This is a genomic window from Verrucosispora sp. WMMD1129 (genome assembly GCF_029581255.1).
Lineage (GTDB): Bacteria > Actinomycetota > Actinomycetes > Mycobacteriales > Micromonosporaceae > Micromonospora > Micromonospora sediminimaris.
The window spans coordinates 3,817,849-3,831,211 of the sequence record NZ_CP120741.1 but is presented as its reverse complement, the minus strand read 5'-3'; the positions used below and the strand labels follow the sequence as shown (position 1 = coordinate 3,831,211).

The following is a 13,363-nucleotide window of genomic DNA, read 5'->3' as shown; positions in this document are numbered from 1 at the left end:
ATGGCGAGGGCCCGGGCACGGATCACGGCGCTCCTCCTGGCACTCGGCGTCCTCGCCGCAGCCACGATCGGCTGGCCCGGGCTCACAGCCACACCGGCGTACGCGGCTCCGGTGGCGTACCAGGCCGCCGCGGCCGAACTCTGCTCGACCGAGGAATGGCAGGTCGATTTCCGCGCCTGCGTCGCCAAACTTCAGCAGGTGGCGGAATCGGAGGCGACCTGCCTCAACCCTCCGACACCAACTGCCCCCGACTCCGGCATCGCCGGCTGGTTCGCCTCCCGTCCAGAGGCATCCAAGCTCCCCGGCCCGAAGGGTTACTACAGCGACTACGGCTACGCCGGCTACAGCTACAGCACCTACAAGATCGAATCCGGCTGCGCGACCACCCTGCTGCACCCGGACTACAAGTTCACAAACACCATCGCCAACGGCGAGTTCATGATGGCGACGGCGATCATCGGTGCCTCGAACGCCCTGCGTGAACGCGCCTGGGAGCCAGGCACCATGTGGGGCTGGGCCGACCCGCTGGTGGACCAGGCCACCAAGGCGATCTACCAGAAGGTGTTCAGCGTCTTCGGCATCGTCACCCTCTGCGTGGTCGGGCTCTACCTGCTTTGGCGCTCGCGCCAGTCCGACATGAGCAGCGCGATGACCACGGCGGGGTGGGCCCTGGTGGTGATGGTGGCGGTCACCGCGCTGGCCGCCTGGCCGGTCAAGTCCGCGAACCTCGCCGACGGCGCCCTCGTCTCCACGCTCGGCGTCGTGCACGACGCCGTCGGCCCGGCCGCCAAGGACGTGCCCCCGGACCGGTGTGCGATGCCGAACCCGGACGCCTGCACGGACAAGCGCCCGCCAGCAGTAAGGGCAAGCGACACGGCCGCCGAGGCGATGCTCTACCGCAACTGGCTGCGCGGCGTGCTCGGCTCGGCCGACAGCGAGACCGCGAAGAAGTACGGCGAGGCGCTCTACGACGCCAAGTCGCTCTCCTGGGACGAGGCCGAGAAGATCCGGACCAGTCCCGAACTCCGTGAGGCCACCATCAGCGCGAAGAAGCAACAGTGGATGACTGTCGCCGCGCAGATCGAGCGGGAGGATCCGGAGGCCTACGAGTACCTGCAAGGCGTCCGGGACATGGACCGGGTGGGTGCCGGGTTCATCGCGGTGCTCGCCGCCCTGCTTTTCGCGATGTTCGACCTGACCGCGTCGCTGCTGGTGCTGCTGGGCTTCCTGATCTTCCGGTGGGCGGTGATCGCGGCGCCGATCCTGGGCACCATCGGCCTGCTCCGTCCAGCCAGCGCTGGCCTGCGGCGGCTGGGTAACGCGGTGGTGGCGGCGCTGTTCAACATCGCGATCTTCGGCACCGGTGCCGCCATCTACCTCTTCGCGGTCGACCTCATCATGAGCACGGCGACCCTCCCCGGCTGGCTGCAGGTGGTGCTGGTCTGGCTCTGCGGGGTGGTCGGCTGGCTGCTGCTGCGCCCCTACCGCCGGATCACCCAGCTCGGCGGCAAGGACAACAGCGAGGCGGTCAGCTCGGCGGGCTCCTGGCACCGCAGATTCTTCCGGGACATGCGCACGGCGGCCCGGCTCGACATCGCCGAGCCCGGTGGCACCGCCGAGCCGACCGTCGGACGACGCCGGGCGATCGCACCGGAGCAGCCGAAGGTGCGTCCGGAGGCTCGTCCGGACCCGGTCCCCAGCGGACCACCCGCAGCCGCGAAGCGGCCGGACGACCGCGAAGCGCGCGGCGCCGACGATCAGCCCCGGGAGCGGCCTGCCAAGGGGGCGGCCGCGCCCAGGCCCCGTCGTCGACAGCCGGCCTCATGGACGGAACCGGACCTGCCGGACGAGAATCCCTCCTACGTCATCTACCGTCCCGGTTCGGCCGAACGGGCTCCCGAGAAGCCGGTACCGCGGGTCCGCTCCGAGGCGCGGTGACGGTCGTGCGCCGGGCGATCGAGTTCCTGTTCCTGCGGTTGCTACGGTCCCGGCTGGGTGTCGCACTCGGGATCGCCGTGTTGGTGCTCGGGGTGGTCGGTGCAGCCAGGTTGGTGGCTGGCCCGAGCGACCCGGCGGCCGGGCTCAGTAATCGCCCGATCGACCCGATCACCACAGTGCACCCGACCACCGGGGACGACGGCGCGATCTCCACCACCACGACACCGTCCCCGGTCACCCGGCCCGGCCAGCCGACACCGGATCTGGTCGCCGAACGCTTCGCCGCCGCCTGGCTCGGCCGCCCCGGCCAGACCGCCGAGGACTGGCACGACGCACTACGCCCGCTCTCGACCGCCGGCCTCACCGAGAAGCTCTCCGGCGCCGACCCGGCCGAAGTGCCCGCCAGCGCGGTCACCGGCGAGGTAACCCTTCGCCCACGCGGTGAGACCTTCGTGGAGGCGACGATCCCGCTCGACGGCGGGCAACTCCGCCTCGAACTACTGGCACCCGACGGGCGATGGTTGGTGGACGCGGTGGACTGGAGCAGGGATGAGTGAGCAGAGCCGTCCCCGTCGACCGGTCCGGACCGGTGCCCTCGCCGCCGCGCTCACTGCGGCGCTGGCACTGCTCTGCTGCACCGGTGGCGCCGGTGCCTTCTTCCTCACCGAGTTGGGTGGCGACTCCGCCGAGCAGTTTGCCCCGGCCAGCATGGACTGCACCGGCGACTTCGAGGTCGACGCCACCGGCACGATGCCGCGCTTCGCCGAGTACGGAGAACGCCAGCTACGCAACGCCGCAGTGATCATCAAGGTAGGTCAGGAGATGAAGGTGCCGCCACGGGGCTGGGTGATCGCCGTGGCGACCGCCATGCAGGAGTCGCGGCTGCTGAACCTGGCGAACAGCACGGTCGGCGAGTCACAGGACATCCCGAACGAGGGGATCGGGGCCGACCACGACTCCGTCGGCCTCTTTCAGCAACGGGCCTCGTGGGGCACGGTCGCCCAGCGGATGAACCCCGAGTACGCGTCCCGCAAGTTCTACGAGAAGCTGGTCGACGTGGCCGACTGGGAGAAACTGCCGCTGACCGTGGCCGCGCAGCAGGTCCAGATCAGCGCCTTTCCGGACGCGTACGCCAAGCACGAGGAACTCGCTGCCCGCATCGTGGACGCGCTGGCCGGGGGTGCGGCGCGGACCGCGCTGATCGCCGGACAGGACGTATGTGACGCCGCCGCGGGCGGCGAGATCGCCGCCTCCGGTTGGACCGCACCGATTCCGGGCGGGGTTGGCTCCGGATTTCGAACCGCCAGCCGGCCCGGACACAACGGTGTGGACATCGCCGCGCCGAAGGGCACCTTGATCAGGGCCTCGGCGACCGGACGGGTGCTGGTGTCTCGCTGTGATCCCGACCGGAGAGGGCGACTAACGTGCAACGTGGATGGCTGGCCCGGTAAGGGCGGCTGCGGCTGGTTCGTCGACGTGCTGCACGCCCAGGGCTTCATCACCCGCTACTGTCATCTGGTGAGTCGTCCCCGGGTCGCCGCAGGCGACACGGTGCAGGCCGGTGAGGTGATCGGCGAGGTGGGCAGCAGCGGCAACTCCTCCGGGCCGCACCTGCACTTCGAGGTGCACGTCGAAGGTGATCGCAGCAGCCGGGGCGCCATCGACCCGGTGCCGTTCATGCGGTCGAAGGGCGCGCCGTTGAAGGGCGCCGGGTGAACCACGGGCAATCATGACCGAACCACTTCCGGACCCGTTCGCCGACCAGCCCGACTGGGCTCCCCAGCCGCCCCGTCCGATCGAGATCGTCCCCGCTGCCGGACGCGTCGAACTGCGCGGCCGGCGGGTGCTGGTCGGACTCCCCGGTCTGGGATGGCGTGCCGACCTACGGGCCGACGATCGGGTGGTGCAGAACAGCCGCACCTACGTACCGGTCATCCCGGAGCACGAGTGGTATCGCGCCGAGGCGGACCAGGTCGAGGTGTTCGCCCCGCTGGTGCCGGTCGAACGGGTCTGGGTCGAGACGGTCGGCCGGGCGACCACGCCGACGACTGAGAGCGGCCTGCGTCTCGTCTCGCTGGACGCCCCGGCCCACCCAGCGCCGACGCCGGTCTTCGAGGCGGACGCGGTGACTGGGCGACGGGTCGTGCACATGGTCGGTTCGGTCGAGCACCGTGATCTGCGCGCCGTCACCGAGACCTACTCGGGCGCCGAGGGCGACATCTGCGTACGGGTGACACCCGAGGTGGAGTGGTACCGCTGGGCCTGGCGCGGTCAGGCCCCCACCACATTGGAGGTACCGGTACACATGCTGTGGGTGGAGTGAGGTCAGCTGGGCGCAGCTGAGCAGACCCGCCAGTCCTCGTCCAGCCGGGTAGTGAACGTCCAGGGCTGCCGGTCGTACTGCCTGATTCCATCGATTCGAGCTGACAACAGCAGTTCGACTCGCACCTCAGCCTCGTTGCCACGTTGTTCCGCCAGCACATTTCCCCAACTGATCGACATGTTCGTGCCAAACTGCTCTTCACGGGCCGCAAGATCGGATCTAAGCACGTCGAGTTGCTCTAAGTCACTGCCGCCTTCGCACGCGAAGAGTTTGGCTCGTGCATCGTTCCGGTCAACGAGGAAAGCTCGCAAATAGCTGTCTACGACGACCGTCGGGGCGCTGCGGTCGAGGGTGGTGGCGCGGTCGTAGACGAAATAGCCGACGACTCCCCCGGTCAGGCAGAGCACCGCGACCACCCCAGCGACCACGGTCAGTACCGTACGCAGGCGCCGCCGGGGCTGGCGCGGGGCCGGCGCGACCGCAGGCGGTGCCAGTTCCTCCGGCGGTGTCCTCTGCGCCGGTACGCGGGAGACCTGGGAACCGGCGGGGGGCGGCACTGATTCCACCCCCTGAGGCTAGCGGCTGCCGGCCCAGGACCCAATGCCCCAGATTTGGCAGATCGTGACCGAACGCTGCCGATGGGTGAGATCCATGACAACACCGACGCAGCGCCGACGCGCTTCCCGGAGGTGGAGCCATCGCTGGGATACCGTCGTTGCTGCCCGGCGAGTGGGTGCCGACCTCGGGCGGAGGGGGTGGACACGGTGGGCGGTCCGAAGGCACGGACGCTCCGCGCCGCCGCGCTGCACCGCCGGGCCGCCGCGACGGTCACGGCGGCGACGAACGTTCTCGATGAGACCCGTCCCGTCCCGGCCGACCAGCGCCGCCAGTACGCGCTGGCCGAGCGGCTGCGCCAGGCGGCCACCGTCCTCGCCCCTGGTTGGGCCGGGTCCACGCTGGACGCGGTCGAGCCGGCGCATCCCGCCGGGGAGGGACCGCCGTCGTTCGTCCGGGTGGGCACCGCCGCCCCGCTTGACGACGCACGTTTCCCGGCGCTGGTGCCGATGTTCGGCAGCGGCCACCTCGTGGTGCACGCCGACGCGCACGAGGCACGGGTCGCCGGGCTGCTGCGGGCCGTACTGCTGCGGATGCTGGCGGCTACACCGGCCGGCGCGCTGCTGGTACGGGCGGTGGACGCCACGGGTGTCGCGCTGGCGCCGTTCGCGGCGCTCGGTGACGCCGGGGTGCTCGCCCCACCGGCCACGGACGCCGACGGTCTTCAGGCCGTGCTGGCGGAGGCGGAGCGGTGGGTGGCGCCGGACGCCGCCGGTCCTCGCCGGCACGACCGCGCGCTGCTGCTGGTGCTGGCCGCGCTGCCCGAACCGTACCGGCCGGGCGATCTCGCGCGGATCGAGGCGCTCGCCGAGCAGGGGCCGGAGGCCGGGCTGCACCTGGTGGTGGCGGGGTGGCCACCGGCCCGGGCCGCACTGCCCAGAGCTACGCCGCTGGCCATGCGGACGGCCTACGCGTTGCTCGGTGATCCGCCGGGCGGGGCGTTCGCCGGTGGCGGCACCGACGGAGGGCTGAACTCGCCGGTCTTCGTCGACCCGGATCCGCCGGCCGAGTTGGTCGATACCGTGTGCCGCCGGATCGCGGCCCAGATCGAGGCCGGCAGCCGGCTCTCCCTGTCCCACCTGCTGCCGCCCGCCGACGAGCTGTGGCGGGCGGCCGGGACGGAGGGGCTCAGCAGCACCGTTGGCGATGCGGGTGGCCGACCGGTTTCCCTCGGCTTCACCGAGCTGACCCCGCACTGGCTGGTCAGCGGCCGGTCGCGGGGCTGCCGGTCCACCTTCCTGACCACGGCGCTGTTGGGGCTCGTCGCGCGGTACGGCCCGGACGAGTTGTCGCTGTACCTGGTGGACCTCGGTGACGGCGAGTCCTTTGCCGAGTTCCTGCAGACGGAGCGGGACCGATCGTGGGTCCCCCAGGTCCGGGCGGCCGCGATGGCCGCCGACCGGGAGTACGTACTGGATCTGGTGGACCAGTTGACCGCCGAGGTGCATCGACGCGCGGAGGCATCCGCCCGCGCGGGTGGGCAGCGCTTCGCCGAGTTGCGGAAGCATCGCCCGCTCCCCCGGGTGGTCTGTGTGCTGGAGAACCTGCCGCTGCTCTTCGCCGAACGGGATCGCCTATCCGCCGAGGTGGCCGCGCGGTTGGACGCACTCGCCCGGACCGGGCGGGCGTACGGGGTTCATCTGTTGCTGGCTGGCGAGGGCGACCTGGGCCTGGGCACCCGATCGGACGGTGGGCAGCGAGACTCCCTGCTGGGCCAGTTCCCGGTGCGGGTGGCGCTGCCGGGCGGCGGGGCGGTGCTGGCCCCCACCAACGACGCCGCAGCCGGCCTGCCGGTGGGCAGCGCGGTGGTCAACACCGCCGGTGGTCTCGGCGGTCCCCGCGGGGCGATCCGAGGTCATGAGCGGATGGTGCGGTTCCCCGACCCGGCTGACGAGCCGGAGACGGTGGCCGGGTTGCGCCACCGACTCTGGGCGGCCCGGCCGCCGAACGCGACGCCACCCGTCGTCTTCGCCGGGTACGCGCGGCCGGTGCTGAGCAACGATCCGCGTTATCGGGCAGCCGTCGCGGGGCAGTCGACGGCGCCGGCCGCCCTGCTCGGCCGGGCGGTGGATGTCGCGCGCAGCACCGCGGCGGTGCCGTTCGGACCGGCGGCTGGGCGCAACCTCGCGGTTCTCGGTCCGCGGCCGGCTGCGTGTCGCCTGTTGGCGACGGCCGCGCACAGCACGGCGGCTCACCATCCGGCGGGTACGGCGCGGTTCGTGGTCGCCGTACCGGACGCCGAGGCTGGGCACCTGGCCGATGCTCTGGTCGCGGAGTTGGCCGAACGCCACCAGGTCGACCGGGTGGACCTCACCGGGCTGGTCGCCGTGGCGGACGCCGGTGAGCCGGCGTACCTGATCGTCTTCGGGCTGGATGTGGCACCGCCCGAGCAACTGCCGGCGGCCAGACTGCGGGCCCTGCTGCGCGACGGGCCACCGGCCGGGCAGCACCTGCTCGGCTGGTGGCGTACGGTGCCGTCGTTCGCGACGCTAATGGAACCGGACGAGACCGTGGACAAGCTGACCGCCGTGGCGGTGGCGGGCGTGCCGGGGGCCCAGCTCACTCCGATCTTCGGCCGCCCGGTGGAGTGGCGACCTCGACCCGACCGGGTGGTGCTCTGGGACGGGCCGGCAGAGCGCGGCGTGGTGCTGGTTCCGTACGACGTGCCCGGCAGCGTGCAGGGGGAATCCAGATGACTCTCGATCAGGCGCCGGTCACCACCCCCGGGACGGTTCGGCAGCGCTCGGCCGGCGCACCGGGGGATCCGGTGCGGGCCGCCTGGTCCGACTATCTCGCCGCCGCCCGGCAGCTCGACGGGGTACGCCGTGGCGCGGCGACCGCCGCGGGCGAGCAGGCCCGCGCGGTCCAGGCCGCGCGGGAGGAGCTCGCCGCGGTACGCACCCGGCTGGCACCACAGGAGAGCCGACTACGTGAGCTGGGCGTACCCCCGATCTCGCTGGTGCCGACACCGCCAGAGCTCGCGGAGGCGACCCGGTCGATGAGCGGCGGCCCGGCGGCGGTGTTGACGGCGTTGCGGGATGCCCGACGTTGGGCTGTCGGAGCGGATGACACGCTCGCCGCCCGCGGCCTGTCCCAGGTCGCGCACTGGCCGTCGCGCGCCCGCAACCTCCTGGTGTACGGGCCGCTGGGGTTGCTCGTTCCGGTGCTTCTGGCGGTGGTGTATGCGCTGGCCGGCACCGGTGCGGTGACCGGGTTGGCGTTGCTGGTGGGGCTGCCGGCACCGGCGGTCGCGTTCGGCCTGGGGTGGTTCGCGGTGGGCCGTTGCTTCCCGCCCGGCCCGGGTGGGCGGGTGGATCGCACGCCCCGGTTCGGCGCGCTGGTCTGCCTGGTCCCGGCCGTGGTGGTCAATGCGGGAATCGTGCTGGCGATGCTGTCGTCCTGAACAACCGACAATCGGTCAGCGGGGGATGATCAGCGCCATCGCTTCGGCCCGGGACTTGGCGTCGTGTTGCAGGGTGCCCCGCACCGCAGACGTGATCGTCTTGGCACCGGATTTCTGGATGCCCCGCATCGCCATGCACATGTGTTCGCACTCGAGCACGACGACCACGCCGCGCGGAGCCAGCCGCGTCATCAGCAGGTCCGCGATCTGCGAGGTGAGCCGCTCCTGCACCTGGGGACGCCGGGCGAAGACCTCGACCAGCCGGGCCAGCTTGGACAACCCGGTGATCCGGCCGTCGGGACCGGGGATGTAGCCGATGTGGGCGCTGCCCCGGAAGGGCAGCAGGTGATGCTCGCAGAGGCTCATCACGTCGATGTCCCGGACCAGCACCAGTTCCTCGTGGTTGGCCTCGAAGGTGGTGGTGAGCACCGTGGCCGGGTCGACGCGCAGGCCGGCGAAGAGTTCCGCGTACGCCCGGGCGACCCGGGCCGGGGTCTGTTGGAGGCCGTCGCGGTCGGGATCCTCCCCGACCGCGATGAGGATCTCGCGGACGGCCTTCTCGATCCGGCCGAGGTCCATGGTGTCCTCGACGGGACGACCGGTGAGCCGGCCGTTGATCAGCCGCGCGGCGATGTAGTCGAGGCGATCGGTGTCGGGCTCGGTGGCGGAGGCGGCCAGTCCCCGCTGTGGGGAACTGGCCGCCGTGTCGTCGGTGCTCAGTGCGAACCGTCCGAGGAGTTGTTGGAGCTGCCGCCACCGACGGTCGCCTCTGCGCCGTCGGCCTCCGCCTGCACCTTCAGCGCGTCCTTCTCCGCCGGGGTGAGTACGGGCGGCTCGGTGGAGGGCTGCCGCTTGCCGAAGCCGTTGTACGGGGCCATCGGCGGTCGCTTCACCACCCGGGCGCAGATCCGGGCCATGTCGGCGGTGGAGAGGGTCTCCTTCTCCATCAGCTCGAGCACGATGTTGTCCAACACGTCCCGGTACTCGACCAGGATCTCCCAGGCCTCGTCGTGGGCCAGTTCGATGAGTGCCCGCATCTCGCCGTCGATCTCGGCGGCGACCGCGTCGGAGTAGTCCCGCTCGTGGCCCATGTTGCGACCGAGGAACGGCTCGTCGCCGCTGGTGCCGTACTTGATGGCACCGAGCTTGGAACTCATCCCGTACTGCGTGATCATCGCGCGGGCCAGCTGGGTGGCCTTCTCGATGTCGTTGCCGGCACCGGTGGTGGGCTCGTGGAAGACGAGTTCCTCGGCGGCCCGGCCGCCCAGCGCGTACGCCAGGGTGTCGACCATCTCGGCGCGGGTCTGGGTGTACTTGTCCTCCGTGGGCAGCACCAGGGTGTGGCCCAGGGAACGGCCCCGGGACAGGATCGTCACCTTGTGCACCGGTGCGGCGTGCGGCAGCGCCCAGGCGACCAGTGCGTGCCCACCCTCGTGGTACGCGGTGATCTTCTTTTCCTGGTCACTCATCACCCGGGTACGACGCTGCGGGCCGGCGATCACGCGGTCGATCGACTCCTCGAGCGAGTCGTTGGAGATGGCCCGCTGGTCCTTCCGGGCGGTCAGCAGGGCCGCTTCGTTGATCACGTTGGCAAGGTCGGCGCCGCTGAAGCCCGGCGTCCGCTTGGCCACCGAGTCGAGGTCGACGTCGGGCGTGAACGGCTTGCCCTTGGCGTGCACCCGCAGGATGGCCTTGCGGCCCTCCATGTCGGGAGCGTCCACCGGGATCTGCCGGTCGAACCGGCCCGGACGCAGCAACGCCGGGTCGAGGATGTCCGGCCGGTTGGTGGCGGCGATCAGGATGACGCCGCCCTTGACGTCGAAGCCGTCCATCTCGACGAGGAGCTGGTTCAGGGTCTGCTCGCGCTCGTCGTGGCCGCCGCCCATGCCGGCGCCACGGTGCCGGCCGACGGCGTCGATCTCGTCGACGAAGACGATTGCGGGCGCGTTCGCCTTGGCCTGCTCGAACAGGTCACGGACCCGGCTGGCACCGACACCGACGAACATCTCGACGAAGTCGGAACCGGAGATCGAATAGAACGGCACCCCGGCCTCGCCGGCCACCGCTCGGGCGAGCAGCGTCTTACCGGTGCCGGGCGGGCCGAAGAGCAGCACGCCCTTCGGGATCTTCGCACCGAGCGCCTGGTACTTCGCCGGGTTCTGCAGGAAGTCCTTGATCTCGTACAGTTCCTCGACGGCCTCCTCGGAGCCCGCCACGTCAGCGAACGTCGTCTTCGGCGTGTCCTTGGTGATCATCTTCGCCTTGGACTTGCCGAAGTTGAGCACTCGGGAGCCGCCGCCCTGCATCTGCGACATGAAGAACAGCAGCAGGAGCACGAGCAGCACGATGGGAAGCAGGTTGACCAGCAGGCTGACCCAGATGCTGTCGGACGACACCTCGGTGTCGGCCGGCCCGGTGACCCGGTTGTTGGCCTTGGCGTCGAGGACCTGGTTCCAGACCTCGTCGCCGACCTCGTACGGGAACTGGGCCTCGATCAGCTTGGTGGTGGTATCGCCGAACTCGGTCTCCTCGGCCAGCTCGAGCTGGATCGTCTGTTCCTTGTCCTGGAAGACGACCTTCTCGATGCCGCCCTTGTTGAGCTGGTCGAGCGCGACGGACGTGTCCACCCGGTGGTAACTGGGTCCACCGGTGAACAACTGACTGAGCACGACGGCGCCGAGGATGACCAGGATGACCCAGAACACCGGTCGGCGGAAGAAACGCGTACGTTCCATGCTGTTGTCGAGCGCCGAGACGCCCGCATCCTCCTGATCGACGTCCTGACCGACTGTGGGTGTCGCCGCCTGGGCGGCTGCCGGAGCCGCCGTGCGGGCCGGCCTCGACCCCGGGACGCGATTGCCGCGCCACGGTCATTCGACGGTACACCGTGCGAGACCGATATGAGCTGGCGAGCCCAGCACTTACGCGCACGGCGAACCGGATGTCAGCCGGCGTGGCCCGGAGTCGGATCCCCGGGTCACCGTGGTCAAAGGTAGTCCGATCAGCTGAAAGTCGGCTGAATGTCGGGCGGACGCGCCCGCGGCGACAGTCGGGCCCGGCGGCGTGGCGGCCGGGGGCGTCGACGGTTCCGCGACGAGGGCTGACGGTCCGGCAGCACCCCGACGCGACGCCGCCGCACGGTCAGGAGCGGGCGTAGACCTCCGGCTTGAGCACCCCCACGTACGGCAGCTCCCGGTAGCGCTCACCGAAGTCGAGGCCGTACCCGACGACGAACTCGGTCGGAATGTCGAAGCCCACGTACCGGACCGGAACCGTCACCTTCACCGCGTCCGGCTTGCGGAACAGCGCGACCACCTCGACGCTCGCCGCCGACCGGGACTCCAGGTAGCGCAGCAGCCAGGACAGGGTCAGCCCGGAGTCGACGATGTCCTCCACGACGACGACGTGCCGACCGGCGATGTCCCGGTCGAGGTCCTTGAGGATGCGCACCACGCCGGAGGAGGTGGTGCCCTGCCCGTACGAGGAGATGGCCATGAAGTCCAGCTCGGCCGGGGGTCCGTGCCGGCCCAGCGCCCGGGCGAAGTCGGCCATGAACATGACCGCGCCCTTCAGTACGCAGACGAGCAACAGCCCGTCGGTGACGTGGGAGTAGTCCGCGGAGACCTGCTTGGCCAGCTCCGCGGTCTTCTCGCGGATCTGCGCCTCGGAAATGATCACGTGGTCGATGTCGGCGTCGTACCAGGAGCCGTCAGCCATGACCATAGCCTGCCGTACGCCCCGGGTTCACCGTCGGCGGGGCCGCCCGTTTCGAGGCAGCCCCGCCCAGTGATTTTTCGGATGAAGGGAACATTCGCCTCAGCAGTGGCGTGACTGCCACCTGCGGCCCCCGTCGGAGGGCTTCCAGTCCGCGGAGTCACGGCTGTCGGCGGTCAGCCCCAGGGCGGACAGCAGGGCGAGGGTCAGGAAGAACAACAGGAAGAACAGGAAACCCATGGCGGCGCTCGCTTTCTGGCATCTGCGGTTGTCGTGTCGCCGCCGGTGCGCACCGGACATCTACCAGTCTGCGTACCCCGCCATTCCCCGGACAGTGGCAGGAATGCCACTCCTACTCGATTTCCTGCCACTCCTACGGTTACCCTCGTCACATGCTTCGTTCCGTGGCCGTACTCGTCCTGGACGGCGTCGCCCCGTTCGAACTCGGCGTGCTCGCCGAGGTGTTCGGCACCGACCGCACCGCCGACGGACTGCCCGGCTACCGCTTCGACGTGTGTGGACCCGGGCAGGCCCCGGTACGCACCTCCGCCGGCTTCCACCTGGTACCGAACGCCGACCTGGATCCGCTGGAGCAGGCGGACCTGGTGGCCGTCCCCGCCCACGACCCGACCACCACCGCACCGGCCGAGGTCCACGAGGCGCTGCGTCGCGCCGCCGACCGGGGCGCGTACCTGTTCAGCGTGTGTGCCGGCGCGTACCTGCTGGGCGAGGCGGGACTGCTCGACGGCCGGGAGTGCACCACCCACTGGCGGCACGTCGACGAGTTGCAGCGCCGTCACCCGAGCGCCCGGGTGCGCTGCAACTCGCTCTACGTGCAGGACGGTCGCCTGCTCACCAGCGCGGGCACCGCCGCCGGTATCGACGCCTGCCTGCACCTGGTGCGCCAGGCGCACGGCTCGGCCACCGCCACCCGGCTCGCCCGACGGATGGTGGTACCGCCACATCGCGACGGCGGACAGGCCCAGTACATCGAGGCGCCGATCGCGAAGGCACCCGAGGCGCCCACCCTGGAACCGGTACTGGAGTGGTTGATGGCCCATCTGGACCGGCAGACCAGCGTCGACGAGCTGGCCGCGCGGGCCGGGATGGCGCCACGGACCTTCGCTCGCCGGTTCCGGGCCGAGACGGGCACCACCCCGCACGACTGGCTGACCAACCAACGCGTCCTGCTGGCCCGCCGGCTGTTGGAGGACACCACGCTCACCGTGGAGGGGGTGGCCGAACGGGCCGGCTTCGGTGACGCCGCCGCCCTGCGGCACCACTTCACCCGCCGGGTCGGCGCCACGCCGCAGGCGTACCGCTCCACGTTCCGCGATCGTGCTCCGACCGGTTGACCGGTCACCGGCCGG

The 13,363-nt window shown here is 70.9% G+C and carries 12 protein-coding genes; 7 read left to right on the top strand and 5 right to left on the bottom strand.

Annotated elements, in window-relative coordinates; translation table 11 throughout:
* Genes O7624_RS17770 through O7624_RS17755 form a run of 4 tightly spaced genes read left to right on the top strand, consistent with a single transcriptional unit; the run spans window position 1 to window position 4,261 of the window.
* A complete protein-coding gene (locus O7624_RS17770) occupies window positions 1-1,938 on the top strand; it encodes an MFS transporter (protein ID WP_282236596.1) in 1,938 nt (645 codons plus the stop codon).
* Window positions 1,935-2,495, top strand: coding sequence for a hypothetical protein (locus O7624_RS17765; protein ID WP_282236595.1), 561 nt, complete (start codon window positions 1,935-1,937; stop codon window positions 2,493-2,495). The genes O7624_RS17770 and O7624_RS17765 overlap by 4 nt, the downstream gene beginning before the upstream one ends.
* Window positions 2,488-3,654 carry a M23 family metallopeptidase gene (locus tag O7624_RS17760; RefSeq protein WP_093409878.1) on the top strand — a complete coding sequence of 389 codons (1,167 nt, stop codon included), beginning with the start codon at window positions 2,488-2,490 and terminating at the stop codon, window positions 3,652-3,654. The genes O7624_RS17765 and O7624_RS17760 overlap by 8 nt, the downstream gene beginning before the upstream one ends.
* A 13-nt stretch (window positions 3,655-3,667) precedes the next feature.
* Window positions 3,668-4,261, top strand: a complete 594-nt coding sequence (locus O7624_RS17755; RefSeq protein ID WP_282236594.1) for a hypothetical protein — start codon at window positions 3,668-3,670, stop codon at window positions 4,259-4,261.
* Between the two features lie 2 nt (window positions 4,262-4,263).
* Here O7624_RS17755 and O7624_RS17750 read toward each other — a convergent pair whose 3' ends face one another.
* Window positions 4,264-4,818, bottom strand: coding sequence for a hypothetical protein (locus O7624_RS17750; protein ID WP_282240667.1), 555 nt, complete (start codon window positions 4,816-4,818; stop codon window positions 4,264-4,266).
* 198 nt (window positions 4,819-5,016) lie between these two features.
* Here O7624_RS17750 and O7624_RS17745 point away from each other — a divergent pair, with 198 nt between their 5' ends.
* Together O7624_RS17745 and O7624_RS17740 are read left to right on the top strand one after the other, a co-directional pair.
* The gene (locus tag O7624_RS17745; RefSeq protein ID WP_282236593.1) at window positions 5,017-7,572 is read left to right on the top strand and encodes an FtsK/SpoIIIE domain-containing protein; all 2,556 of its coding nucleotides are present in this window, start codon (window positions 5,017-5,019) and stop codon (window positions 7,570-7,572) included.
* Window positions 7,569-8,279, top strand: a complete 711-nt coding sequence (locus O7624_RS17740; protein WP_282236592.1) for a hypothetical protein — start codon at window positions 7,569-7,571, stop codon at window positions 8,277-8,279. Before O7624_RS17745 ends, O7624_RS17740 begins: the two co-directional genes overlap by 4 nt.
* A gap of 15 nt (window positions 8,280-8,294) precedes the next feature.
* Here the strand turns inward: O7624_RS17740 and folE are convergent, their stop codons facing one another.
* The 4 genes from folE to O7624_RS17720 all read right to left on the bottom strand — a co-directional run bounded on the left by folE (window position 8,295) and on the right by O7624_RS17720 (window position 12,233).
* Complete coding sequence (gene folE / locus O7624_RS17735) at window positions 8,295-8,957, bottom strand: GTP cyclohydrolase I FolE (protein WP_282240666.1); 663 nt, start codon at window positions 8,955-8,957, stop codon at window positions 8,295-8,297.
* Window positions 8,958-8,995: 38 nt separating this feature from the next.
* Entirely contained in the window at window positions 8,996-11,014 is a 2,019-nt protein-coding gene (ftsH, locus tag O7624_RS17730; RefSeq protein WP_282236591.1) for an ATP-dependent zinc metalloprotease FtsH, read from the bottom strand.
* Window positions 11,015-11,420: 406 nt separating this feature from the next.
* Window positions 11,421-11,996, bottom strand: a complete 576-nt coding sequence (hpt, locus tag O7624_RS17725; RefSeq protein ID WP_093410109.1) for a hypoxanthine phosphoribosyltransferase — start codon at window positions 11,994-11,996, stop codon at window positions 11,421-11,423.
* Window positions 11,997-12,095: 99 nt separating this feature from the next.
* Complete coding sequence (locus O7624_RS17720; protein ID WP_170863600.1) at window positions 12,096-12,233, bottom strand: hypothetical protein; 138 nt, start codon at window positions 12,231-12,233, stop codon at window positions 12,096-12,098.
* A gap of 152 nt (window positions 12,234-12,385) precedes the next feature.
* On the opposite strand from O7624_RS17720, the gene O7624_RS17715 reads away from it, so the two are divergent.
* Entirely contained in the window at window positions 12,386-13,348 is a 963-nt protein-coding gene (locus tag O7624_RS17715; RefSeq protein ID WP_282236590.1) for a helix-turn-helix domain-containing protein, read from the top strand.
* Window positions 13,349-13,363 lie beyond the last annotated feature (15 nt).

What these genes read in the sequence shown, in the direction of transcription:
- O7624_RS17770 (WP_282236596.1), top strand. Translation starts at nt 1, where the DNA reads ATGGCGAGGGCCCGGGCACGGATCACGGCGCTCCTCCTGGCACTCGGC.
- O7624_RS17760 (WP_093409878.1), top strand. Translation starts at nt 2,488, where the DNA reads ATGAGTGAGCAGAGCCGTCCCCGTCGACCGGTCCGGACCGGTGCCCTC.
- O7624_RS17755 (WP_282236594.1), top strand. Translation starts at nt 3,668, where the DNA reads ATGACCGAACCACTTCCGGACCCGTTCGCCGACCAGCCCGACTGGGCT.
- O7624_RS17740 (WP_282236592.1), top strand. Translation starts at nt 7,569, where the DNA reads ATGACTCTCGATCAGGCGCCGGTCACCACCCCCGGGACGGTTCGGCAG.
- ftsH (WP_282236591.1), bottom strand. Translation starts at nt 11,014, where the DNA reads ATGGAACGTACGCGTTTCTTCCGCCGACCGGTGTTCTGGGTCATCCTG.
- hpt (WP_093410109.1), bottom strand. Translation starts at nt 11,996, where the DNA reads ATGGCTGACGGCTCCTGGTACGACGCCGACATCGACCACGTGATCATT.
- O7624_RS17720 (WP_170863600.1), bottom strand. Translation starts at nt 12,233, where the DNA reads ATGGGTTTCCTGTTCTTCCTGTTGTTCTTCCTGACCCTCGCCCTGCTG.
- O7624_RS17715 (WP_282236590.1), top strand. Translation starts at nt 12,386, where the DNA reads ATGCTTCGTTCCGTGGCCGTACTCGTCCTGGACGGCGTCGCCCCGTTC.